The 22,131-nt window shown below is 61.2% G+C and carries 17 protein-coding genes; 6 read left to right on the top strand and 11 right to left on the bottom strand.

From position 1 onward, the window contains the following. Nucleotides 1–189 precede the first annotated feature (189 nt). Nucleotides 190–2,100, bottom strand: coding sequence for a DEAD/DEAH box helicase (locus PMI03_RS24860; protein WP_039974656.1), 1,911 nt, complete (start codon nt 2,098–2,100; stop codon nt 190–192). 352 nt (nt 2,101–2,452) lie between these two features. Then, nucleotides 2,453–4,405 carry an acetoacetate--CoA ligase gene (locus PMI03_RS24865; protein WP_007700063.1) on the bottom strand — a complete coding sequence of 651 codons (1,953 nt, stop codon included), beginning with the start codon at nt 4,403–4,405 and terminating at the stop codon, nt 2,453–2,455. Between the two features lie 164 nt (nt 4,406–4,569). On the opposite strand from PMI03_RS24865, the gene PMI03_RS24870 reads away from it, so the two are divergent. Further along, nucleotides 4,570–6,465, top strand: a complete 1,896-nt coding sequence (locus PMI03_RS24870) for an AsmA family protein (protein ID WP_012650964.1) — start codon at nt 4,570–4,572, stop codon at nt 6,463–6,465. 5 nt (nt 6,466–6,470) lie between these two features. Here the strand turns inward: PMI03_RS24870 and PMI03_RS24875 are convergent, their stop codons facing one another. The 5 genes from PMI03_RS24875 to PMI03_RS24895 form a co-directional block, all read right to left on the bottom strand. After that, the gene (locus PMI03_RS24875; RefSeq protein WP_007700069.1) at nt 6,471–7,286 is read right to left on the bottom strand and encodes an ABC transporter permease subunit; all 816 of its coding nucleotides are present in this window, start codon (nt 7,284–7,286) and stop codon (nt 6,471–6,473) included. Nucleotides 7,287–7,289: 3 nt separating this feature from the next. Further along, a complete protein-coding gene (locus PMI03_RS24880) occupies nt 7,290–8,201 on the bottom strand; it encodes an ABC transporter permease subunit (protein WP_007700072.1) in 912 nt (303 codons plus the stop codon). Nucleotides 8,202–8,203: 2 nt separating this feature from the next. Beyond that, nucleotides 8,204–9,346, bottom strand: a complete 1,143-nt coding sequence (locus PMI03_RS24885; protein WP_007700075.1) for an ABC transporter ATP-binding protein — start codon at nt 9,344–9,346, stop codon at nt 8,204–8,206. A 119-nt stretch (nt 9,347–9,465) separates the two neighbouring features. After that, complete coding sequence (locus PMI03_RS24890) at nt 9,466–10,554, bottom strand: polyamine ABC transporter substrate-binding protein (RefSeq protein WP_085946436.1); 1,089 nt, start codon at nt 10,552–10,554, stop codon at nt 9,466–9,468. A gap of 202 nt (nt 10,555–10,756) precedes the next feature. Beyond that, nucleotides 10,757–11,629 carry a LysR family transcriptional regulator gene (locus PMI03_RS24895; protein WP_007700080.1) on the bottom strand — a complete coding sequence of 291 codons (873 nt, stop codon included), beginning with the start codon at nt 11,627–11,629 and terminating at the stop codon, nt 10,757–10,759. Between the two features lie 88 nt (nt 11,630–11,717). Between PMI03_RS24895 and PMI03_RS24900 the strand changes: the two genes are divergently transcribed. Beyond that, entirely contained in the window at nt 11,718–11,969 is a 252-nt protein-coding gene (locus PMI03_RS24900; RefSeq protein ID WP_007700083.1) for a hypothetical protein, read from the top strand. Here the strand turns inward: PMI03_RS24900 and PMI03_RS24905 are convergent. From PMI03_RS24905 to PMI03_RS24920, 4 genes are all read right to left on the bottom strand, one after another. Beyond that, nucleotides 11,948–14,488: a methyl-accepting chemotaxis protein gene (locus tag PMI03_RS24905; RefSeq protein WP_007700086.1), complete on the bottom strand. Its 2,541-nt coding sequence runs from the start codon at nt 14,486–14,488 to the stop codon at nt 11,948–11,950. The genes PMI03_RS24900 and PMI03_RS24905 overlap by 22 nt on opposite strands. A gap of 342 nt (nt 14,489–14,830) precedes the next feature. Further along, a complete protein-coding gene (locus PMI03_RS31900) occupies nt 14,831–14,974 on the bottom strand; it encodes a hypothetical protein (RefSeq protein WP_007700089.1) in 144 nt (47 codons plus the stop codon). 175 nt (nt 14,975–15,149) lie between these two features. Beyond that, the gene (locus PMI03_RS24915; protein ID WP_007700092.1) at nt 15,150–15,662 is read right to left on the bottom strand and encodes an ankyrin repeat domain-containing protein; all 513 of its coding nucleotides are present in this window, start codon (nt 15,660–15,662) and stop codon (nt 15,150–15,152) included. A gap of 73 nt (nt 15,663–15,735) precedes the next feature. Further along, entirely contained in the window at nt 15,736–16,920 is a 1,185-nt protein-coding gene (locus PMI03_RS24920) for an NAD(P)/FAD-dependent oxidoreductase (protein ID WP_007700095.1), read from the bottom strand. A 135-nt stretch (nt 16,921–17,055) separates the two neighbouring features. Between PMI03_RS24920 and PMI03_RS24925 the strand changes: the two genes are divergently transcribed. The 4 genes from PMI03_RS24925 to pgl all read left to right on the top strand — a co-directional run bounded on the left by PMI03_RS24925 (nt 17,056) and on the right by pgl (nt 22,118). Next, nucleotides 17,056–18,492 (top strand): glutamine synthetase family protein, encoded by a 1,437-nt coding sequence (locus PMI03_RS24925; protein ID WP_007700098.1) that lies wholly within the window; start codon nt 17,056–17,058, stop codon nt 18,490–18,492. A gap of 13 nt (nt 18,493–18,505) precedes the next feature. Beyond that, nucleotides 18,506–19,804 carry an FAD-binding oxidoreductase gene (locus PMI03_RS24930; RefSeq protein WP_007700101.1) on the top strand — a complete coding sequence of 433 codons (1,299 nt, stop codon included), beginning with the start codon at nt 18,506–18,508 and terminating at the stop codon, nt 19,802–19,804. A gap of 129 nt (nt 19,805–19,933) precedes the next feature. After that, entirely contained in the window at nt 19,934–21,409 is a 1,476-nt protein-coding gene (gene zwf, locus PMI03_RS24935; protein WP_007700104.1) for a glucose-6-phosphate dehydrogenase, read from the top strand. 10 nt (nt 21,410–21,419) lie between these two features. Further along, a complete protein-coding gene (gene pgl, locus PMI03_RS24940; protein WP_007700106.1) occupies nt 21,420–22,118 on the top strand; it encodes a 6-phosphogluconolactonase in 699 nt (232 codons plus the stop codon). Nucleotides 22,119–22,131 lie beyond the last annotated feature (13 nt).

The following is a 22,131-nucleotide window of genomic DNA, read 5'->3' on the forward strand; positions in this document are numbered from 1 at the left end:
CCCCACGAGGGGGGAGATTGGGAACGCGTGGCACACTCTCTCACAAAACAAATATCGCATCTGCTGGGATTGAACCTATTGCTCTCGCAAGAGCCTCGGCAGGCTCCCAACGATCTCCCCCCCTTGTGGGGGAGATGTCACGAAGTGGCAGAGGGGTGCTGCACTCTCAGCGAGCTCAGCAGTTCGAGACTATTCGCCGCGAGCTTTCTCAGCCTTGCGCTTGGCCCGCGAATTCGGCTTGCCGGCCGGCGAACCCGCATCGCTCTTGGCGAAGTTCGGCTTGCCCGGCTTCTTCGCCCAGGGCTTCTTGTCGGAAGCGCCCTCGCCGGCCTGTGCCCGTTCCGGCTTGCGGTCGGATTTCCATTTCGGCTTGCTGTCGTCGTATGGGCGAGCGCTCTTCTCGGCGAAGGGCTTTTTGCCGTAGCCTCCCTCGCGCTTGGCCTGCGAAAAATCAGGGATGCCGTCGAGCGGCTTGACGCGGATTCCGCGCTCCAGGGTCTTGTCCGGGCCGATGGCTGTCAGGAAGCGCTCGGCGCCTTCGGCGGAGAACTCGACGAAGGTTTCTTCCGGCTGCATCTTGATCGCGCCGATGTCGCGCTTGGTGAGGTTGCCGTTGCGGCACAGCATCGGGATCAGCCAGCGCGGCTCGGCATTCTGCTTGCGGCCTACCGAGAGCGATACCCAGACACCATCGGTGAAATCGTTGCGGCCAGCGCCGGCGGGCGCTTCGTCATACCGCGTGACCGGAAAATCGTCGCGGCGAGGCTTCTTGCGCTCGCCTTCGGCCGGTACATCCTGCAGGTCTTCCGGCGCGGAATGACCGGCGCGGTATTGACGCAGGAAAGCGGCGGCGACCTGTTCGGCGCCATGGGTCCGCAACAGCTGCTGCACCAGCGACTGTTCGTCCTCGCCCAACGGCGCGGAGAAGATCGGATCGGCGAGAAGACGCTCGTCGTCACGCTGGCCGACCTCATCGGCCGATGGCGGCTTTGCCCAGGTGGCGCGAATGCGGGCGGCTTCCAGCAGGCGTTCCGTGCGGCGACGGCCGCTGAGCGGCACGATCAGGGCGCTGACGCCCTTGCGACCAGCACGACCGGTGCGACCGCTGCGATGCAGCAGCGTTTCCGGATTGGTCGGTATGTCAGCGTGGATCACCAGATCGAGGCCCGGCAAGTCGATGCCGCGGGCGGCGACGTCGGTGGCGATGCAGACGCGGGCGCGACCATCGCGCATGGCCTGGAGCGCATGCGTACGCTCGCTCTGGCTAAGCTCGCCGGAGAGGGCAACGACGGAGAAACCGCGATTGTTGAAGCGTGCCGTCAGATGGTTGACCGCGGCGCGAGTCGAGCAGAAGACGATCGCGTTCTGCGCTTCGTAATAGCGCAGAACGTTGATGATGGCGTTTTCCCTGTCGCTCGGCACGACCGTCAGCGCGCGATAGTCGATATCGACATGTTGCTTGGCTTCTGTGGCGCTGGCAATGCGGACGGCATCACGCTGGTAGTTTTCGGCAAGCTTGGCGATCGAACGCGGCACGGTCGCCGAGAACATCAGCGTCCGCCGTTCGGTCGGCGATGTCTCGAGGATGAATTCGAGATCCTCACGGAAGCCGAGATCAAGCATCTCGTCAGCCTCGTCCAGCACGACCGCCTTCAGCTTGGAAATATCGAGCGAGTTGCGGCGGATATGGTCGCAAAGACGGCCCGGCGTGCCGACGACGATGTGCGCGCCGCGCTCCAACGCCCGCTTTTCGGTCCGCATGTCCATGCCGCCGACGCAGGAGACGATGGTGGCGCCGGTCAGCTCATAGAGCCATTCCAGTTCGCGCTGGACCTGCAGTGCGAGTTCGCGGGTCGGCGCGATCGCCAGCGCCAGCGGCGTGCCGGCGCGGCCGAAGCGTTCGGCGCCGTCCAAAAGGGTCGGGGCCAGCGCCAGGCCGAAGGCAACCGTCTTGCCGGAGCCGGTCTGGGCCGAAACCAACGCGTCCTTGCCAGCAAGGTCGGGATCGAGCATCGACTTTTGTACCGGCGTCAGCGTTTCGTAACCACGCTTTGCCAAAGCCTGGGCAATCGCAGGAACGATGCCTTCGAATTCGGTCATGTCTTGTCTTTCGGAATTCTTCACGCGCCAGGAGGCACGGATCATCGTGGCCCGCACGTCGCAGGCCTCTTCTTCAAGCGTGCACATACTTGGTCGGCGCGGCAATGTACAGAGCGGGCGCGTATTTGTGCAGCGCGAACGAAAAAAAGGCAGCGAATCGTGCTGCCTTTGGAGTTGATGCTGCCTAACAAAAGCTCGAGTCGATCAACGTCATGTTACGGGAGCCTCACGGCTCCAAGCCGCTCCGAGTTCATGCGAGCGGCCCCAAGTTGGATTTACCTTTGACCAACCTCTCTTAACGCCGGGTTACCATTCCGAGGTGATCGTTCGCCCGTGAGTTTTAGGGGAGCGATCAGCTCTTAAGCTCCTCCAGCCCTGCAAAGAGATCCAGCGCTTCCGGATTGGCGAGCGCTTCCTTGTTCTTCACTGTCCGGCCATGAACGACATCGCGGACGGCAAGCTCGACGATCTTGCCGGATTTGGTGCGCGGGATGTCCGTGACCGCGATGATCTTAGCCGGCACATGCCGCGGCGAAGCGCCGGTGCGGATGCGGGTCTTCATCGCCTTGACGAGGTCCTCCGTCAGAGCGGCACCCGCTGCCAGGCGCACGAAGAGCACGACGCGCACGTCGTCATCCCAATCCTGGCCGATACAGAGCGCTTCCAGAACCTCGGGCATCTGCTCGACCTGATTGTAGATCTCCGCCGTGCCGATACGCACGCCGCCGGGGTTCAGCGTCGCGTCCGAGCGGCCATGGATGATCAGGCCGCCATGCTCGGTCCATTCGGCAAAATCACCGTGGCACCAGACATTGTCGAAACGCTCGAAATAGGCGGCATGGTATTTGGCGCGGTCGGGATCGTTCCAGAACATCACCGGCATCGAGGGGAATGCCTTGGCGCAGACCAGCTCGCCCTTTTCGCCGCGCACCGGATGGCCATCCTCGTTCCAGACATCGACGGCAAGACCGAGGCCCGCTCCCTGGATCTCGCCGCGCCAGACCGGCTGCAGGGGGTTGCCGAGCACGAAGCAGGAGACGATGTCGGTGCCCCCTGAGATGGAGGCCAGCTGGATATCGTCCTTGATGCCCTCATAGACGAAGGTGAAGCCTTCCGGCGACAGCGGCGATCCGGTGGAGGTCATTAGTCGCAGGCTGGTGAGATCATGCGAGGTCTTCGGCGTCAGGCCGCTCTTGCGCACCGCATCGATATATTTGGCCGAGGTGCCGAATACGGCGAAACACTCCTCCTGCGCATAATCGAAGAGAATGTTGCCATCGGGCGCAAAGGGCGAGCCGTCATAGAGGCAGAGGGTGGCGCCGGCGGCAAGCCCCGTTACCAGCCAGTTCCACATCATCCAGCCGCAGGTGGTGAAATAGAAGACTTTTTCGCCGGGAACGACGCCGCAATGCAGGCGATGCTCCTTGATGAGCTGCAACAGCGCACCGCCGGTGGAATGAACGATGCATTTCGGCACGCCGGTCGTGCCCGAAGAAAACAGGATGAACAGCGGATGCGCAAATGGCAGGGGCGCAAATTCGATGGCCTTTGCTTCGAAGGGCGCGATGAAGGCGGACAGCGTCTTTGCACCTGGGGTCGCCGCTGCGACCGCATCGGCATCGCCGGCGTATGGCACGATAACCGAGGGAGCGCCGAGGCGCTGCGCGATGGCGCCAACCTTTGTCGTCACATCCTGCAATTTGCCGCCATACCAATAGCCTGCGCAGGCAATGAAGAGTTTCGGTTCGATCTGGCCAAAGCGGTCAAGCACGCCCTGCTCGCCGAAATCGGGGGAACAGGAGGACCAGATGGCACCGATCGAGGCGGCGGCCAGCATGCAGGCAATGGTTTCCGGCATGTTCGGCATCATCGCGGCGACACGGTCACCCTTCCCTATACCAAGGGCGATATAGGCCTGTTGCAGGCGTGACACCGTGGCCGAAAGCCGATCCCAGGACCAGCGATCGCGCACCTTGTCCTCCCCCCAGAAGACCAAGGCATCGCCCTCGCCGCTGTTCGACAGCAGATTCTCGGCGAAGTTCAGTTCGGCGTCGGGAAAGAAACGCGCCTCCAGCATCTGATCGCCATTGATCAGCGCCCTTTCGCCGCGTTTTCCCTTGATGCCACAGAAATCCCACACTGCTGTCCAGAAGGTCTCACGCTCGGTGATCGACCAGGCGTGCAGGCTGCCGAAATCGGAGAGCGACAAGCCGAAGCTCCGGTTGCATTCCTGCATGAAGGCAAACATCGGGCTGTGTCGGCGAAACTCGTCCGACGGGGTCCAGAGCGGTTGAATGTCTTGCATATGATCTCCCCCTACTTTCGGCTTATATACCATGCTGCAGCGCATTATAAAGTCACAGAGTCGCCGGTCCTCCCGCTGTACAACGTTTGCATCCGCCGATCATTTCCTATATCCGGCAAACACAGGCATATCAGCGCTATGAGTATGAAAGTCTCCGTGAGATCATGAGCACGTCGAGGAATAGGAAGTGGCGATTGACGATGCGATCGGCCTCGCGCTGGCTGCCGACTGTCGCGCGCACTTCCGGCATCGTGCTCTTGACCATCCTCATCGTCTTCGCCGTCTTCAGGGCGACCGCCCCGTTCCTGATCTCCAGCGGGCTGGTGCGCTCCGGCATCGAGAAAGCGCTGTCGGACTGGACCGGATATCGCGCTCAGATCGAGGGGGACCCGACCCTGGAATTCTGGCCGACGCCGCGCGTGACACTCAATCAGGTCAACATCCGCGAGCCAACGAAGAACGGCAAGGTGCTCGGCCATATCGACAGCCTCTCGGCGGACTTCTCGCTGTTTGCAGCGCTGCGTGGACGCGCGCATTTCCATGAGTTCCATTTCCTGCGGCCGACGATCTATATCCGCCGCGACGAGACCGGCCTGATCGACTGGACGAACGAAGGACTGCTGTCCAAGGCGATCGAGCGGGTGGAAACATCCGCCAACCAGGGCATGCCGATGCGGCGGGAGCAGGATGCGGATATCGGCACCCTGACCATCGAGGACGGCACTGTGGAGATGGCCGATGAGCGCACCGGCAACATCTACAAGATGAACGGCATTAATGCGGACATTACCTGGCCACGGCTGTCGCGTCCGATGACGGCCGTCATCCTGGCGCGGCTCAACGGCCAGGACGTCAAGATTGATTTCAATTCCACCCAGCCGCTGCTGCTGTTTGCCGGCAAGAGCGTGGATGCAAGGACGAGCTTCTCCTCGCCGCTGATCAGCTGGACGTATTCCGGCGTCAGCAGTATCTCCGATTTCTCGACGCTCGCCGGAAATCTGGATCTGAGCGTGCCGAACGTGCCGTCATTCCTTGCCTGGAGCGGGGAGCATCTGCCGGTTGCCAATACGCTGCAGAACGTCTCGCTCAACGCCGATATCGTCGCGATCCAGAATGGCCTGCGTTTCAACAATCTGAACTTCAAGGTCAATGATTCCGCCGCGTCCGGCGTCATGGACCTCAACTACACGGCAGCCGGCAAGCCAAAGATTTCCGGCACGCTCGCCTTCGACCAGATGAATCTCAATCCGTTCCTGACGGCATTCTCCATGCGGCTGGCGGCCGATACCGCCATCGACGCGCTGCTCAACGGCAACCCGTTGCAGCGCCTCGACCTGGATATGCGGCTCTCGTCGAACAAGGCCTGGCTCGGTCCCTTCCAGTTCGACAATATCGGCGCCAGCCTACTGGTGGCCGGTGGCAAGGCGAAATTCGACATCGGCGACAGTGGCTTCGAGGGCGGGGATCTGACCGCGCATCTGGAGGTCACGCAAGGCGACTTCGATGGTGGCGGCAAATTGCAGATATCCATCCGCAACGCCGATTTCGGCGGACTTTTCTCTCGTCTTAAGCTCGTTGGTCCGCTGCCGATGACTACGGGATCGCTGGATCTCGCGCTCAGCACGTCGAAGCCGATCTGGGCCGCCAATCTCGGTGATGTCGCCGGCAAGATGAGTTTTTCCGCGCAAGCGGGCTCCTTCCGGCAATTCAACATCTCCGCCTTCCGCGCGCTTGCCGCCGACAAGACTTTCTTCCGGATGAGTGATATTGCCGACACGGCCTTCGATTTCGACAGTCTCAATGTCGATGCAAGCTTCGCCAAGGGATCGGCCGAGGTTCACAGCGCCAAGATCACAGGGCGCAACGAGACGGTGACGCTGAACGGCGTCGTTCCCTTCCGCAGCAACGGGCTGGCGCTTTCAGGCGCCATAGAGGCGAGCAGCCCCGCCGACACGTCGGACCTGCCGATGCTGCCCTTCTTCATCGGCGGCACCTGGCCGGACCCGGTGATCTCGCCTGTGACGACACTGCTGCAGAAGCCCGACCAGCCGCAGCAATAAAGCCCTCAGCCAGCCGCCGCAGCGTGCTCGTCCCTCTGCCGCTGCACCTCGCGGCGCTTGGTGGCGATGGAAGCGCAGATGACGCCGATGGCGACGACGCCGACCAGGATGGTGCAGATCGCATTGATTTCGGGGGTCACGCCAAGCTTGACCTGACTGTAGATCAGCATCGGCAAGGTCTTGGCGCCGGCGCCCGAGGCAAAGGTGGCGATCACCAGATCATCGAGCGACAGCGTCAGCGCCAGCACCCAACCGGAAAACACTGCCGGCGCAATGATCGGCAATGTGATCTCGAAGAAGGTGCGCAGCGGCGGCGCACCAAGATCCAGCGCCGCCTCCTCGATCGAACGGTCGAAGGTCAGAAGCCTGGATTGCACGACGACGGCGACGAAGCACATGGTCAGCGTCGTATGCGCCAAGACGATCGTCCAGAAACCACGGTCGATGCCAGCAGTGACGAAGAACAGCAACAGCGACAGGCCGGTGATGACATCAGGCATGACCAACGGCGCGTAGATCATACCGGAAAACAGGATGCGACCGCGAAAGCGCGTGTAGCGCACTAGCGTCAGCGCCGCCAGCGTGCCGAGCACGGTGGCGACCGTCGCCGACAGGAGCGCGATACGCACCGTCAGCCAGGCGGCATTCAGCATGGTATCGTTGCTGAAGAGATGCACATACCATTGCGTCGAGAAGCCGCCCCAGACCGTGACCAGGCGCGAGGCGTTGAAGGAATAGATGACCAGCAATAGGATCGGCAGGTAGAGGAACGCCAGGCCGAGCGTGACCGAGACGATGTTGAAACGGGACCAGCGGGTCATGGCCTATCTCCCTCTCTCTTCGGCTTTCGCCTGGAAATGCTGGAAGAAGACGATGGGCACCACCAGCACAAGCAGCAAGATCGTCGCTACGGCGGAGGCCAGCGGCCAGTCGGTGTTGCCGTAGAACTCACTCCACAGCACCTTGCCGATCATCAGCGTTTCAGAACCGCCGAGCAGATCCGGGATCACGAATTCGCCGACGGCCGGAATGAAGACCAGCATGCAGCCGGCGATCACGCCGGGGATCGACAGCGGGAACGTGACGCGCCAGAAAGCGCCGATCGCCGTGCAGCCGAGATCCTGCGCCGCCTCGATCAGCGTGCCATCCATCTTCTCCAGCGCGGAATAGAGCGGCAGCACCATGAAGGGTAGGTAGGAATAGACCATGCCGATATAGACGGCAGTGTTCGTGTTGAGGATCACCAGCGGCTCGTGGATGATACCGAGCCCCATCAGCAGCTGGTTCAAGAGACCGGTGGTGCTGAGGATCGACATCCAGGAATAGACGCGGATCAGAAAGCTCGTCCAGAACGGCAGGATGACCAACATCAGCAGTGTCGGACGGATGGTGCGCGGCGCCTGCGCCATGCCGTAGGCGATCGGATAGGCAATGAGCAGCGTCAGCAGCGTCGAGATGCCGGCGATCTTCAGGCTGCCAATATAGGCGTTCATGTAAAGCGGGTCGCCTGCCAACCATGTGTAGTTGTCGAACGACATGGTCTGCAGCTTGTCCCACCAGTCGCCGAAACTGTCCGACCAGTTGAAGGACGGATCATAGGGCGGGATGGAAAGCGCCTTCGTCGACAGCGAGATGCGGAAGACGATCAGGAACGGCACGAGGAAGAAGAGCAGCAACCAGACATAGGGGATGATGATGACAAGGCGCTGGTAGAGGGAGGAACCTAGCGTTTTCATCATCAATCCTTCAGCAGTACGCCGGCGTTTTCGTCGAAGGAAACCCAGACATTCTGGTCGTAGGCGAAAGGCTCTTCCACCGCGCGGACCGCGTTCAGCGACGAGGCCTTGACCACCTGGCCGTTCTTCAGCTTGACGTGAAAGACGGTCATGTCGCCGAGATAGGCGATATCCCAGATCTCGCCCTCGGCGGCGTTGACCGAGGCATTGGCCGGCGGACGCGGGGTGATCCTGAGTTTCTCCGGCCGAATGGCGAGACTGGCGCGGCTCCCCTCCACCGGCGTGTCGCTGGATGCGATGCGCAGCATGATGGCGGGATCGATGGAGATCTCTATGATCCCCGAACGGACCGAGGTGACATTACCCTCGAGAATATTCACATCGCCGATGAAGTCGGCGACGAAGCGCGAATTGGGAGCCTCATAGATTTCCGCGGGCGTCGCTATCTGCGCCACCTTGCCATGGCTCATTACGGCGATGCGGTCGGCCATGGTCATCGCCTCTTCCTGGTCGTGGGTGACGACGACGAAGGTGAGGCCGAGGCTCTGCTGCAGGTCCATCAGCTCGAACTGGGTTTCCTCGCGCAGCTTCTTGTCGAGCGCGCCAAGCGGCTCGTCGAGCAGCAGCACCTTCGGGCGCTTGGCAAGCGAGCGGGCAAGCGCCACGCGCTGACGCTGGCCGCCGGAAAGCTGATGCGGCTTGCGCTTGGCGAATTGCTCCAGCTTGACCAGCTTCAGCATCTGCGCGACGCGCTCGGCAATCTCCGCCTTCGGCATACCGTCCTGGCGCAGCCCGAAGGCAATGTTCTTTTCGACACTCATATGCGGGAAGAGCGCATAGGACTGGAACATCATGTTGACGGGACGGCGATAGGGCGGCGTGCCGGCAAGGCTCTGGCCGTCGAGGATGATCTCGCCCGTCGTTGGCTCCTCGAAGCCCGCCAGCATGCGCAGCAACGTGGACTTGCCGCAGCCGGAGGCGCCGAGCAGGGCGAAGAATTCACGGTTGTAGATATCCAGCGAAAGATTGTCGACGGCGACGAAATCGCCGAACTTCTTCGTGACGTTCTTGAAGGAAATGTAAGGCTTTGCCGAAGGGTCGGTCCACGGAGCAAAGGAACGCCGGATATTCCCGAGAGACTTCATCATTTATCCCCAAATGAAAGGATGTTGCGCCGGCTCTTCCCCATTCCGGCGCGGTCCTGATCTTTACGCTATGCCGTCAGAAAAAGGCCCGGACGTTGCCGTCCGGGCCTGCTTTGAAATTATTGGCCAGTGGTGACCTTCGTCCACAAGCGCGTCGCCACGCGCTGCGTTTTCGGGTCCCAAGGCTTCAAGGTATAAAGGCTCTTCGTAACCTCTTCCGTCGGATAGACGGATGGATCCTCCAGCACTTCCTTGCTCACGAACTGCTGCGACGCCTTGTTGCCATTCGCGTAAGTCGTGAAATTGCTGGCCTTGGCGATGACTTCCGGCCTCATCATGTAGTTGATGAAGGCATGCGCTTCGGCGACATGCGGCGCATCGGCCGGGATCGCCATCACGTCGAACCACATCTGCGCACCCTTTTTCGGGATCGAATAGCTGATATTGATGCCATTCTTGGCTTCCGCCGCGCGGTTGCGCGCCTGCAGCACGTCGCCGGAGTAGCCGAAGGTCAGGCAAATGTCGCCATTGGCGAGCGCGTTGATATATTCCGACGAATGGAATTTGCGGATATTGGGGCGGACTGCCGTCAGCAGCTCCTCGGCCTTCTTGAAGTCTTCCGGCTTGGTGGAGTTCGGATCGAGGCCGAGATAGCGCAGCGCCGCCGGGATGACGTCGGTCGGAGAGTCGAGCACGTAGATGCCGCAATCCTTGAACTTGGCGGCAAGCGCCGGATCGAAGATCACGTTGATATCCGGCGCCTCGTCGGTGCCGAGGATCTGCTTCACCTTATCGACATTGTAGCCGACACCGCTGGTGCCCCACATATAGTCGACGGCATATTGGTTGCCGGGGTCATAGGCCGCGATCCGCTGCTGCACCGTGTCCCACATGTTGGAGATATTCGGCAGCTTCGACTTGTCGAGCTTCTGGAAGACGCCGGCCTTGATCTGGCGCTGCAGGAAATAGGCGGTCGGCACGACGACGTCATAGCCGGTCTTGCCCGCGAGCAGCTTGGTCTCCAGTGTTTCGTTGGCGTCGAAGGTGTCGTAGACGACTTTGATACCGGTTTCCTTGGTGAAATCGGCCAGGATCGAATCATCGATGTAATCCGACCAGTTATAGACGTTGACAACCTTGTCTTCCGCCTGGGCAGCCGTCACCAGCGAAACAGCCGCAAAGGCGGTTGCCGCGAGCCGTGCGAACATGGACTTCATGGTCTCTCCTGTTTTGTTCAAGGGCATCCTCGCGACACCCAACCCTCTGTTTTTCCCGCCAGACTAGAAAGGAATCCCGAAGGCCACAAGGGGGAAAAGCAAGCCCCATGAGCTTTCACGGATTTACGCGAAATCGGGGGATGATGCGGCTCACCGACCGGAGACGGACCACACCGTCCTCGGCTTGCGGTTTTCAAACATAGGTCGGACGGTTGCCCGCGAAGAGATCGGCATGGCTCTTCAGCAGCCGGGCCATGCGGTCGACCACAGTGCGGATCTCGCGGCGATGGCGGTCGGTGTCGTTCATGACGATCCATTGCCCGTGGCGCAGGGAAGCGATTTCCTCCCCCACCCGCTCCAACCGAGGCTCCAGGTCGCCGACGAAACAGGGAAGAACGGCGATGCCCGTCCCTGAAAGAACCAGATCATGGAGCGAGCGCGGGCGGGTGACCGTCACCGCGATCGCCTCGCGCTCGTTCTGATGCGGCCAGCGCAGATAGGCGGAGATCGCCTCTTCTTCCGCAACCGCGATCCAGCGCTTAGGCCCGGCGAAGCGCATGTTGCGCGCCTGATAGGCGGCATAGGCGACATCGCCGGTCTTGATGGCCGCAAGATTGGCTTCTTCCGGTTCGAAAGCGCGGATGCCGATATCGCTTTCGCGATGGGCAAGACTGGCGCGGCGTTCGGCGATTTGCAGATCGATGCGGAAGCCGTCCCGCTCGGAGCAGATCGACGGCATGTTCTGGCTGAGCACCCAGGCAACCCAGGTGCCTGCGGTAATCCGGACGATGGCCGCGCCCTGCGCCTCGCGCTGCCAGCTATCCACCTTGCGGGCGGCCGCCTCCATGTCGAGCAGTTGATCGAACAGCTCCTGGCCGTCGCCGGTCAGCGCATAGCCGGTCTGGCTGCGCTGGAAGAGCGGGCGGCCGACCTGGCTTTCCAGTTCCAGCATGCGCCGGCCGATCGTCGCTGGGCTCAATCCGCTCGACGAAACGGCGCCTGTCAGCCCGCCGCCACGGGCAACATCGAGGAAAAGCTGATAGGCATCCCAGGTCGAATTTTTCATAATTGAAAAACATAAGCTGAAAATAACTGTATATAAAGCAATTTTTTATGCGTAATTGAAGGGATGCCTTTCAACGTGGAGACTTCCCATGCTCGACAGCATCATTATTGCCAACGTCATCCAACTTCGGGACCAATACCGTCTTGGGCGGTCGAGCCCTAGCGAGGACGAGTTCTACGAGGAGCATGGTCACAACTCCTACGTCGCGTTCACCTGGTTCGGAAACATCCTCGACCGCACCTATGCATGGCTCAAAACGAAAAAGGCGGACCGGCCCAATGTGGACCGATCCGCCTGTGATAGTGACGCTTGCTGCGGTCAGGCAGCGTCCGCCCGCTGATAGCTATGGACGACCTGGCCACTTTCGATCTTGAACTGCTGGATGAGATAGAGCAGCGCGTCCGCCTCGGAGGCCAGTTCCCGGCTGGCTGCCGTGGTTTCCTCGACCATGCCGGCGTTCTTCTGGGTCATCTGGTCCATATGATTGACAGAGGCGTTGACCTCCTGCAGCGCGCTTGCCTGATCGTGGCTGGCGCGGGCGATCATCTCCACATGCTGGCTGATGGTGACGATCTGGCCGCTGATCTGCGCCAGGACCGAGCCGGCCTGCTGCACGAATTGCGAGCCGGAATTGACCTCCTGGGTCGATTTGTTGATCAGCCCCTTGATCTCCTTGGCCGCGGCGGCAGAGCGCTGAGCCAGCTCGCGCACTTCCATGGCAACGACCGCAAAGCCCTTGCCGGCGTCGCCGGCGCGGGCGGCTTCGATGCCGGCATTCAGCGCCAGAAGGTTGGTCTGGAAGGCGATCTCGTCGATGACGCCGATGATCTGCTCGATCTTGCGCGACGCATCCTCAATGCGCGTCATGGCGTCGATGGCGTTGCCGACGACGACGGAGCTGTCATCGGCGCTGCGCTTGGCTTCGCGCACGATCGCATCCGCGTCCTTGGCACGCTCGGCGGATGAGCGAACCGTAACGGTGATTTCGTCGACGGCGGCGGCAGTCTGTTCCAGCGAGGCGGCCTGCTGTTCGGTGCGTTTTGACAGGTCCTCGGCGGAGGCGGCCATCTGGTTGCCGTTGGACTGAATCATCTCGACATTGTCGCGCACCTGGCTGATCGTCTGCTGCAGGCGTGACAGCGAGCTGTTGAAATCCTGGCGGAGCTGCTCGAGACGACCGATGAAGGGTTTCTCGATCGTCGAGGAAATGTCGCCCTGCGCCAGACGCTCGAGACCGGCGGCAAGTTCGCTGACGGCAAAGTCGATCTGACGATCAAGTTCGCGCTTTTCGGCGTCGTTGCGCTGGCGTTCGTGCTCGGCGGCGGCGCGCTCCTCATCGCTTTGTTCCTCGATGCGGATTTTCGAGATCGCATTTTCCTTGAAGATGCCGAGCGCGCGGGCCATGTCGCCGATTTCGTCATGGCGCTTTTCGCCGGAGATCGTGGTCTCCAGCATGCCATCGGCAATGCGGCGCATGGCGGCGGTGATCTGGCCGATGGGACGCTGCAAGGTCAGCACCAGAGCGATGCCGCCGGCGACGGAAAGAATGATGCCCAGAATGGTGGCAAGGATCGAGATGTAATTTGCCTGCTCGCGCTCGGTGCCGGCGCTCTGCTTCTGCGTTTCGGCGAAGGCTGTGAGCTGGCCCCAGACCTGATCGAGCTGCTGGCGCGCGGCGGCATATTCCGCAACGCGCTGGGTCGACGTGTTGACCAGCTGGTCGCCGCCGTCCTCGATCGCCTTGAGGGCGGGCCGGATAGCCGCATCGATGCCATCGATGAAATCCATGCCCTTGGCGCTTTGCTTCATCGTGTCCATGGCGCCGCGAAGCTTGAAGACCTCCTGGCGCAGACGAGTGAGATTATCCTTGCTGGTATTGGCCAGGAATTCGCCAAGCACGAGCTGCAACGAATAGATCGAACCCTGGAGGCGGCGGGTATCCTGAAGAACGGAGTTGGTTTGAACAACCTTGGCGTCCATATCCACGAAGGTCGTCGTCGCCTGGCGCATCATTTGCGTCGCGGCCAACTGCGTATAGGTCGAGGTCTGGCGGAAACGGGAGAGAAGCCGGGTGATGCCGGCAATCGTATCGTCGGTCGGAACATCCGTGCTTTCAGTGAAGGCGGTCAGATCCTTGATCGTGCCGACAAGGGATTGCACGACGCTCTTCTGGTTTTGCGGAAGAGCGAGATTGATCGAGCGTTGCGCCTTGTTCAGATCAGGCAGCCGGTCCTTGAGCAGCTTGACCTTATCGACAGGAGTTGCAGCCTTATTGAAATCCTCGGCAACGGCAACGAGCTGATCGCCGCCCTTCAGTAGGCGGTCGGCCGACCGCAGCGTCGATGTCGCGGCCGCCTGGTCCTGGCGCATCTGGTCTTCCAATTGCTGACCGTTGAAATCGACGTTGAAGCGAGCCTTGATCAGCGCCTTCTGAGCATCGTCGATCGCCTTGCGGAAATCGACTTCCTGTTCGTGCAGCGTCCAGAGCTTGGCGACCTCATTCGCCATGGCGGCGGTCTTGGTCGTCGCATCGGTCAGATTGTCACGGCCATCCGCATCTTTGCCGAGCTGATCGAGCGTCGAGGCCAGGACACCCTGCTGCGATTTGATGTCATCATATAGCTTGTCACGCTGCTGCTCGTTGGTGATGCGCAGGAAGTCATCCATCGAACCATAGAGATTCTTGAAGCCCGTCAGCGATTGCAGCACGCTGTTGGAGATTTCCATGCGCCCCTGTAACAGGCCGGAAGCATAGAGCCCGGTGAGGCCGACGGCGGAAATGCTGATGACGAATGGCAGGACGAAGAGGAGAACCTTCGTCTTGATCTTGAAACGGGACAGGATCTTGTCAATGAACATCGTAGCTCGGGCCTCTCACAACTGCTCCCCCCTTGCCGGCGCCTTCACAGCGCTGACCGGATGCATAATCTTCAATCTTGAGATGTTCGCAGACGGGGTCCTGAACGATGTCAGGCGGCAATCATTGCTTCTGCTTCACGTTGTGGAAGCGGCCCCAGAAAATCTGCGCAGATTGTGAGTTTGATAGATTAATTTTCGGATAAGGGGCGATGGCAGCCCTTGGCACGAGGAAGAGCACAAGAAAACAGCTGATGCGACGGGTCAGCCGAAACAAGACGTGGCGCGTTTGCGCAAGTCGTTCGCCGGGGGAAACGGCGAAATCAGCCGATCGGGCCGATGATATCAGAAGCCGCGCACCGCGAGGTAAGCGATGCAGGCCGCCGTGGCGCCTGTTGCGAGCATCAGCAGCCTGACGGCCACCAGCTTGGCGTTGTCACGGGTTTGAGCAATTGCAATGGCGCGAGCGCGACGTTGTGTTCTGTTCATGAGCCTATATCCCATTTTCGCACTGACACGATAACCGGCAACAGGCCGTTCCGGCAACAGGCAATGTAGAAAATAAAGATGTAGGAAAAGAAAACGCCAAAACCAGAGGTTAGTCACAATTGCCGCACCTTTCGAACATTTGCCCGAAAAGTGCGGACCTCCGTGGGGTGTAATTCTACTTCAGCAACGCCGCAATCGTGGGATCGGTCGCCATTTCAGCAGCGGTCTTGCCGGAAGAGGACTTGATGGTCTTGTCGGCTCCATCCTTCAAGAGCGCCTTGACGATGGTCGGATCTTCCTGCTGTGCCGCCATATGCAGCGGCGTCCAGCCATCATAGTCACCGCGCACATTGACGTCGGCGCCCTTGGAGACCAGCAGATCCACCATGCTGGCCGGGCCGTAATAGGCGGCTGTGTGAAGCGGATACCAGCCTTCGGTGGTCTTCATGTCCAGCTTGGCGCCGCAGGCGAGCATCTTCTTGACGATATCGCCCTTCTTGTCGCGGATCGCCAGCGCGAAATTGGTGTCGCCGCCCGCGTCCTGGCCGTTCGGATCCAGCTTCTTGCATGCCGCAGACGCAGCGCCAGCGTCCGGCGCCGTGACGGCGATGAAGCCGAGGGACAGCATCAAGGCTGCCGCCACGCCAGGAAGAGTTGCGGATCGGAATGTCCGGGTCTTGAACGTCATTATCGCCTCCATCGAATATGTTCGTCGCTGGAGACGCTCCTTGCCTGCTTCCGGATCCATTGGCAAGGCCACGTCAGGCCGCCTCGCCGGCAACATGGCCGGTGGCCCAGGCCCATTGGAAATTATAGCCGCCGAGCCAGCCGGTGACATCAACGCATTCGCCGATGAAGAAGAGGCCGGGGATGGTTTTCACCTGCATCGTCTTGGAATCGAGGCAGGTCGTGTCGATACCGCCGAGCGTGACCTCGGCCGTTCGATAGCCTTCCGAGCCTGAGGGCTTGACCGGCCAGGCCTGGACGGCAGCGGCAAGCTGCTGCAGCCGCTTGTCGCCCTGGTCGGCCATATTGCCCGACATGCCCTCTCCCTCGGCGAAATGCTGCGCCAGCCGCTTCGGCAGGATTTCCGCCAGAGCGGTCTGCGCCGATTGGCGGCCATTGGCCTGCCGCGCCGCCTTCAGCATGACAAAAACATCCACATCGGGCTCGATCGCCACCGTGATCTCATCCCCTTCCCGCCAATAGGAGGAAATCTGCAGGATCGCCGGACCGCTGAGGCCCCGATGGGTAAAGAGCAGAGCTTCACGGAACGCCGTCTTGCCATGGCGGATTTCGACGGGCGCGGCGATACCGGAGAGCGGCGCCAGGCGCAGGAGAAGCTGGGGATCGAGGGTCAGCGGCACCAGGCCAGGACGCGTCTCGATGAGCGGCAGGCCGAATTGTTCGGCGATACGATAGGCAAAGCCGGTGGCCCCCATCTTCGGGATCGACTTGCCACCGGTGGCGATGACCAGCGAAGCCGCTTCGAAGGTGCCTTCCGAGGTCACGACGCGATAGCCTCCGCCAGCGACAGGCTCGATCGTATTGATTTCGGTGCGCAGCCGCAAATCCGCGCCGGCCGATCGCATCTCGTCGGTCAGCATGCGGATGATGTCCTTGGCGCTGTTATCGCAGAAAAGCTGGCCGAGCGTCTTTTCATGCCAGGCAATGCCATGGCTCTCGACCATGGCGAGAAAATCCCTCGGCGTGAAGCGCGCCAGAGCCGACTTGGCGAAATGCGGATTGGCGGAGAGGAAATTCTTCGGGCCGGCATGGATGTTGGTGAAATTGCAGCGCCCGCCGCCGGAAATGCGGATCTTGTCGCCCGGTGCGGCGGCATGGTCGAGCACCAGCACGGAGCGCCCGCGTTGGCCGGCACGAATGGCGCACATCATGCCCGCGGCGCCCGCGCCGAGAACGATCACATCATATTTGCCGGCCAAGTTTCATTCCTTCATCGATTATCGCGCTGCGTGACTATTTTTCCATCATATGGCGAAAGCCGGAGCGGTCCCCCCTCGCCAATTGGCAAACTGCCGTTATGATGCAATCTCCGATCCACGCAAATACGGTGTTTTATGCCTTCGAAAAAGACCCCGCTGAAAGCTTCTAAGCCGGTCTCGAAAGTCGCTACAGTTCCCCGCAGTCTACGATCGGCACGCGGCGTGGCAAATTGGAAGGAAGCAACCCAGTGGCTGCGGGCGCGTGGCATCGAAGATATTGAATGCATCACGCCGGACCTTGCAGGCGTTCCGCGCGGCAAGATGATGCCGACCTCGAAATTCACCTCCAACACCTCGCTTGCCTTGCCCTCGGCGATCTATCGCCACACGATCTCGGGCGAATATCCCGAAGAAACCGAAAACTTCCGCTATGAGCCGCGCGACAGCGACCTGAAGCTGGTGCCCGATCTCTCGACGCTCTCCGTTGTGCCCTGGGAAACCGATCCGACGGCGCAGGTGATCTGCGACATCGTCAATTCCGAGGGCGAGGCGGTGTCCTACACGCCGCGCAACCTGCTGAAGCAGATCATGAATCTCTACAAGGAGCGCGGCTGGAAAGCAGTGGTGGCGCCGGAGATCGAATTCTATCTCGTCGCCAAGAATGACGACCCGGACTATCCGCTTCATCCGCCGAAAGGCCGCTCCGGCCGTTCGATCCTCGGTGGCCAGGGCTATTCGATCGCCGGCATCAACGAATTCGACGAGCTGATCGACGATATCTATCACTTCTCGGAAAAGCAGGGCCTGGAGATCGACACGCTGATCCATGAAGAGGGTCCGGCACAGCTTGAAATCAACCTGCGCCATGGCGATCCGATCGAGCTTGCCGACCAGGTCTTCATGTTCAAGCGCACCATCCGCGAAGCGGCGCTGAAGCACGGCATCTATGCCACCTTCATGGCCAAACCGATGCAGAGTCAGGCGGGCTCGGCGATGCATATCCACCAGTCGGTGGTCGACATCGAAACCGGCAAGAACGTCTTCACCAATCCGGACGGCAGTCCGTCGCAGGAATTCTTCCACTTCATCGGCGGCATGCAGCGCTATGTCCCGAATGCGCTGGCGATGCTGGCACCTTACGTGAATTCCTATCGGCGTCTGGCGCCGAACATGTCCTGCCCGGTCAACAATGCCTGGGGCTATGACAACCGCACCACGGCCTTCCGCGTGCCGGTCTCCGATCCGCAGGCCCGCCGCGTCGAGAACCGGCTGCCGAGTTCCGACGCCAATCCGTATCTCGCGCTTGCCGCCTCGCTCGCCTCCGGCCTGCTCGGCATCATGAAGAAGGTGGAGCCGACGGCGCCGACCGAGGATTCGGCCAACGAAGGCTCGATCGACCTGCCGCGCGGCCTTCTTGAAGCAATTGCGCTGCTGGAGGGCGAGCCGGCCTTCCATGAAGTCCTCGGCAAGGACTTCATCGACATCTACGCCGGCGTCAAGCGCGGCGAGTTCGAGACCTTCATGCAGGTGATCAGTCCCTGGGAGCGGGAATTCCTTCTGCTCAACGTGTGAGGGAGGACCACCCATGACATCGCAGGACGCATGGCAGAGCCCGATTGCGCCGGGGCTTTCCTGGTATCAGGCAACCGTCGGGCCTCGCCCGGCCTATCCCAAGCTCGACGGCTCGCGCCGCGCCGACGTCGCCATCATTGGCGGCGGCTATACCGGCCTGCAGGCCGCCTATAATCTCGCCAAGGGCGGTGTCGATGTCGTGCTGATCGACGCCAACCGCTTCGGCGACGGCGCCTCCGGACGCAATGGCGGCCAGCTCGGCACCGGCCAGCGCTGGTGGCCGGAGGAGCTGGAAGAGAAGATCGGCTATGAACGCTCGAAGGCGCTCTTCGACCTTGCCGAGGATGCCAAGCGGCATCTGCTCGATTTCGCCACCGAGCATGGCATCGACATCGACTTCATGCCGGGCCAGATGAATGTCACGCACAAGCCGAGCTACAAGCGCGCCTATATGGAGAACGCGGACATCGCCGCGACGCGCTACGACTATCCGCATGTCAGCTTCATGGACACGGCGGAGACCCAGGAGCGGCTGGGCTCGAAGCGCTATCTCTATGGCGTCAGAGACATGGGCACCGGCCATATCCACCCGCTGAAGCTGCTTATCGGCTTGGCGCGTGTGGCTGCGGCCGCCGGCGCTTCCCTCTTTGAGATGACGCCGGCAAAGGCGATCAGACAATCGGGCGGCAAGACGCTGATCGAGACCGATGGCGGTGTGATCACCACCGATCGCGTGCTGATCGCCTGCAACGGCTATATCGGCAATCTGGAGCCGGTGACCGCAAGCCACGTCATGCCGATCCGCTCCTTCATCGGCGCGACGGAGCCGCTGGATAAATTTCCCGATGTGCTGCCCGGCGGCGAGGCGGTGGCGGATTCACGATTCGTGGTGCGTTATTTCCGCAAATCGAAGGACGGGCGGCTGCTGTTCGGCGGCCGCGAGGCCTACACGGCCGACAATCCGCGCGACATAACGGAGCATATCCGCCGCCAGATCGCCGAGATCTATCCCGCACTCGACAAGATCGACATCACCCATGCCTGGGGCGGGTCGGTCGGCATCACCATGCCACGCCAGCCTTTCGTGCGCGACGTCATGCCCGGCGTGACCTCTATCGGCGGCTATTCCGGACACGGCGTCATGCTGTCAAACTATTGCGGTAAACTCTATGCGAAAACGGTCCTCGGGAACGCCGACGATCTCGCGCTTTTCAGGGCGCTGAACATCCCGCCGTTTCCCGGCGGTGCCCGCATGCGGGCGCCTCTGCTGTTCCTGGCGCTCTCGTGGTTTGCGTTGCGCGACAGGTTTTAGATACGGAACGGATTTCCTCTTTCGGCAATCCGCTCTAAAAACCGAGTCTGAATTTTGCGATGCACACTGGCCTTTTTAAATCGATTAGATTAAAAGGGGCCTCAACCAAGACCGATTGAGAGATACCTCATGAGCAGCCAAATCATTCCCGTTGAACCTTTTGACTATGTCGTTTTCGGCGGCAGCGGCGACCTTGCCGAGCGCAAGCTCCTGCCCGCTCTTTATCATCGCCAGATCGAAGGCCAGTTCTCCGAGCCAACCCGTATTATCGGCGCATCGCGCAGCGCGCTGTCGAATGAAGAATACCGCAAATTCGCCGACGCCGCCCTCAAGGAACACCTGAAGAAGGGCGAATATGACGAGGCGGAAGTCAAGAAGTTCCTCGCCCGCCTATTCTATGTTCCGGTCGATGCCCGCAGCGACGCCGGCTGGGATCAGCTGAAGAAGATCCTCGACGAAGGCAAGGACCGCGTGCGCGCCTTCTATCTCGCCGTCGCTCCCGGCATTTTCGGCGACATCTCGCAGAAGATCCACGACCACAAGCTGATCACCAAGCAGACCCGCATCGTCGTTGAAAAGCCGATCGGCCGCGATCTCGCCTCGGCCCTGCAGCTCAACGACACGATCGGCAAGGTCTTCAAGGAAGAACAGATCTTCCGCATCGACCACTATCTCGGCAAGGAGACGGTGCAGAACCTGATGGCGCTGCGCTTCGCCAATGCCCTCTACGAGCCGCTGTGGAACGCCAATCACATCGACCACGTCCAGATCACGGTTGCGGAATCGGTCGGCCTCGAAGGCCGTGCCGGCTATTACGACACCGCCGGCGCGCTGCGCGACATGGTGCAGAACCACATCCTGCAGCTCCTTTGCCTGACCGCGATGGAAATCCCCTCCTCGATGGATTCCGAAGCCGTCCGCGACGAGAAGCTGAAGGTGCTGCGCGCACTGAAGCCGATCAACGCCTCCAATGTCGAGCAGGCGACGGTTCGCGGCCAGTACCGCGCCGGCGCATCCTCGGGTGGTCCGGTCAAGGGCTACCTCGATGAACTCGAAGGCGGCGTTTCCAACACGGAAACCTTCGTCGCCATCAAGGCCGAGATCGGCAACTGGCGCTGGGCCGGCGTTCCCTTCTACATCCGCACCGGCAAGCGTCTTGCCGGCCGCATGTCGGAGATCGTCATCACCTTCAAGCCGATCCCACACAATATTTTCGACCAGGCCGCCGGCCGTACCGTCGCCAACCAGCTAATCATCCGCCTGCAGCCGGACGAAGGCGTCAAGCAGTCGCTGATGATCAAGGATCCGGGTCCGGGCGGCATGCGCCTGCGCAACGTCTCGCTCGACATGAGCTTCGCCTCGGCCTTCAACGTCCGCAATCCGGACGCCTATGAACGCCTGCTGATGGACGTTATCCGCTCGAACCAGACGCTGTTCATGCGCCGCGACGAAGTCGAAGCCGCATGGGATTGGGTCGACCCGATCCTCAAGGGTTGGGAAGAAGCCGGCCAGCAGGTGCAGGGCTATACCGCCGGCACCTGGGGTCCGAGCCAGGCCATCGCTCTGATCGAGCGCGACGGCCGCACCTGGCATGACGATATCTAGGACGGTGACGATGACAGCGAACATGCATGCTTTCGCCAATGGCGCCGAACTCGCCGGCAAGCTCGCGGACAAGGTGGTCGAGGTTCTCTCGGCCGCCATCAGCGCCCGCGGCTCCGCAAGCATCGCGGTCTCCGGCGGCTCGACGCCGAAGGCCTTCTTCCAGGCGCTGTCATCGCGTCCGCTCGACTGGGGCAAGGTGACGATCACCCTCGTCGACGAACGGTTCGTGCCGGCGGACAATCCGCGCTCGAACCACCTGCTCGTCCAGGAAAACCTGCTGAAGGACAAGGCCGCATCGGCGCAGTTCCTTCCGCTCTACCAGGCCGCGGCGTCCGCTGAGGAAGCCACCGTCATCGCCACGGAAAAAACCAGGGGCGTCGGCCATCCCTTCGATGTCGTCATCCTCGGCATGGGCAATGACGGACACACGGCCTCGTTCTTTCCGGGCGGCAGCAATCTTGCGACCGCCCTTGATCCGAAGACCCCGCGCGGCATCATCACGATGGAAGCCGAGGGGGCCGGCGAGCCACGGCTGACCTTCACCTTCTCCAGCCTTCAGGATGCCCGATTGCTGGTGCTCCATATCGAGGGAGAGGGCAAGAAGGACGTTCTCGCCAAGGCCGAGGCACCGGGAGAAGAGACCGAAATGCCGATCCGCGCCATGCTGCGCCGGGCCGCTTCTCCGGTCGAGATTTACTGGGCTCCCTGACACGACCGAACGG

The organism is Rhizobium sp. AP16, from assembly GCF_000281735.1.
Lineage (GTDB): Bacteria > Pseudomonadota > Alphaproteobacteria > Rhizobiales > Rhizobiaceae > Rhizobium > Rhizobium rhizogenes.

What these genes read in the sequence shown, in the direction of transcription:
- PMI03_RS24860 (WP_039974656.1), bottom strand. Translation starts at nt 2,100, where the DNA reads ATGACCGAATTCGAAGGCATCGTTCCTGCGATTGCCCAGGCTTTGGCA.
- PMI03_RS24865 (WP_007700063.1), bottom strand. Translation starts at nt 4,405, where the DNA reads ATGCAAGACATTCAACCGCTCTGGACCCCGTCGGACGAGTTTCGCCGA.
- PMI03_RS24870 (WP_012650964.1), top strand. Translation starts at nt 4,570, where the DNA reads ATGAGCACGTCGAGGAATAGGAAGTGGCGATTGACGATGCGATCGGCC.
- PMI03_RS24875 (WP_007700069.1), bottom strand. Translation starts at nt 7,286, where the DNA reads ATGACCCGCTGGTCCCGTTTCAACATCGTCTCGGTCACGCTCGGCCTG.
- PMI03_RS24880 (WP_007700072.1), bottom strand. Translation starts at nt 8,201, where the DNA reads ATGAAAACGCTAGGTTCCTCCCTCTACCAGCGCCTTGTCATCATCATC.
- PMI03_RS24885 (WP_007700075.1), bottom strand. Translation starts at nt 9,346, where the DNA reads ATGAAGTCTCTCGGGAATATCCGGCGTTCCTTTGCTCCGTGGACCGAC.
- PMI03_RS24890 (WP_085946436.1), bottom strand. Translation starts at nt 10,554, where the DNA reads ATGTTCGCACGGCTCGCGGCAACCGCCTTTGCGGCTGTTTCGCTGGTG.
- PMI03_RS24895 (WP_007700080.1), bottom strand. Translation starts at nt 11,629, where the DNA reads ATGAAAAATTCGACCTGGGATGCCTATCAGCTTTTCCTCGATGTTGCC.
- PMI03_RS24900 (WP_007700083.1), top strand. Translation starts at nt 11,718, where the DNA reads ATGCTCGACAGCATCATTATTGCCAACGTCATCCAACTTCGGGACCAA.
- PMI03_RS24905 (WP_007700086.1), bottom strand. Translation starts at nt 14,488, where the DNA reads ATGTTCATTGACAAGATCCTGTCCCGTTTCAAGATCAAGACGAAGGTT.
- PMI03_RS31900 (WP_007700089.1), bottom strand. Translation starts at nt 14,974, where the DNA reads ATGAACAGAACACAACGTCGCGCTCGCGCCATTGCAATTGCTCAAACC.
- PMI03_RS24915 (WP_007700092.1), bottom strand. Translation starts at nt 15,662, where the DNA reads ATGACGTTCAAGACCCGGACATTCCGATCCGCAACTCTTCCTGGCGTG.
- PMI03_RS24925 (WP_007700098.1), top strand. Translation starts at nt 17,056, where the DNA reads ATGCCTTCGAAAAAGACCCCGCTGAAAGCTTCTAAGCCGGTCTCGAAA.
- PMI03_RS24930 (WP_007700101.1), top strand. Translation starts at nt 18,506, where the DNA reads ATGACATCGCAGGACGCATGGCAGAGCCCGATTGCGCCGGGGCTTTCC.
- zwf (WP_007700104.1), top strand. Translation starts at nt 19,934, where the DNA reads ATGAGCAGCCAAATCATTCCCGTTGAACCTTTTGACTATGTCGTTTTC.
- pgl (WP_007700106.1), top strand. Translation starts at nt 21,420, where the DNA reads ATGACAGCGAACATGCATGCTTTCGCCAATGGCGCCGAACTCGCCGGC.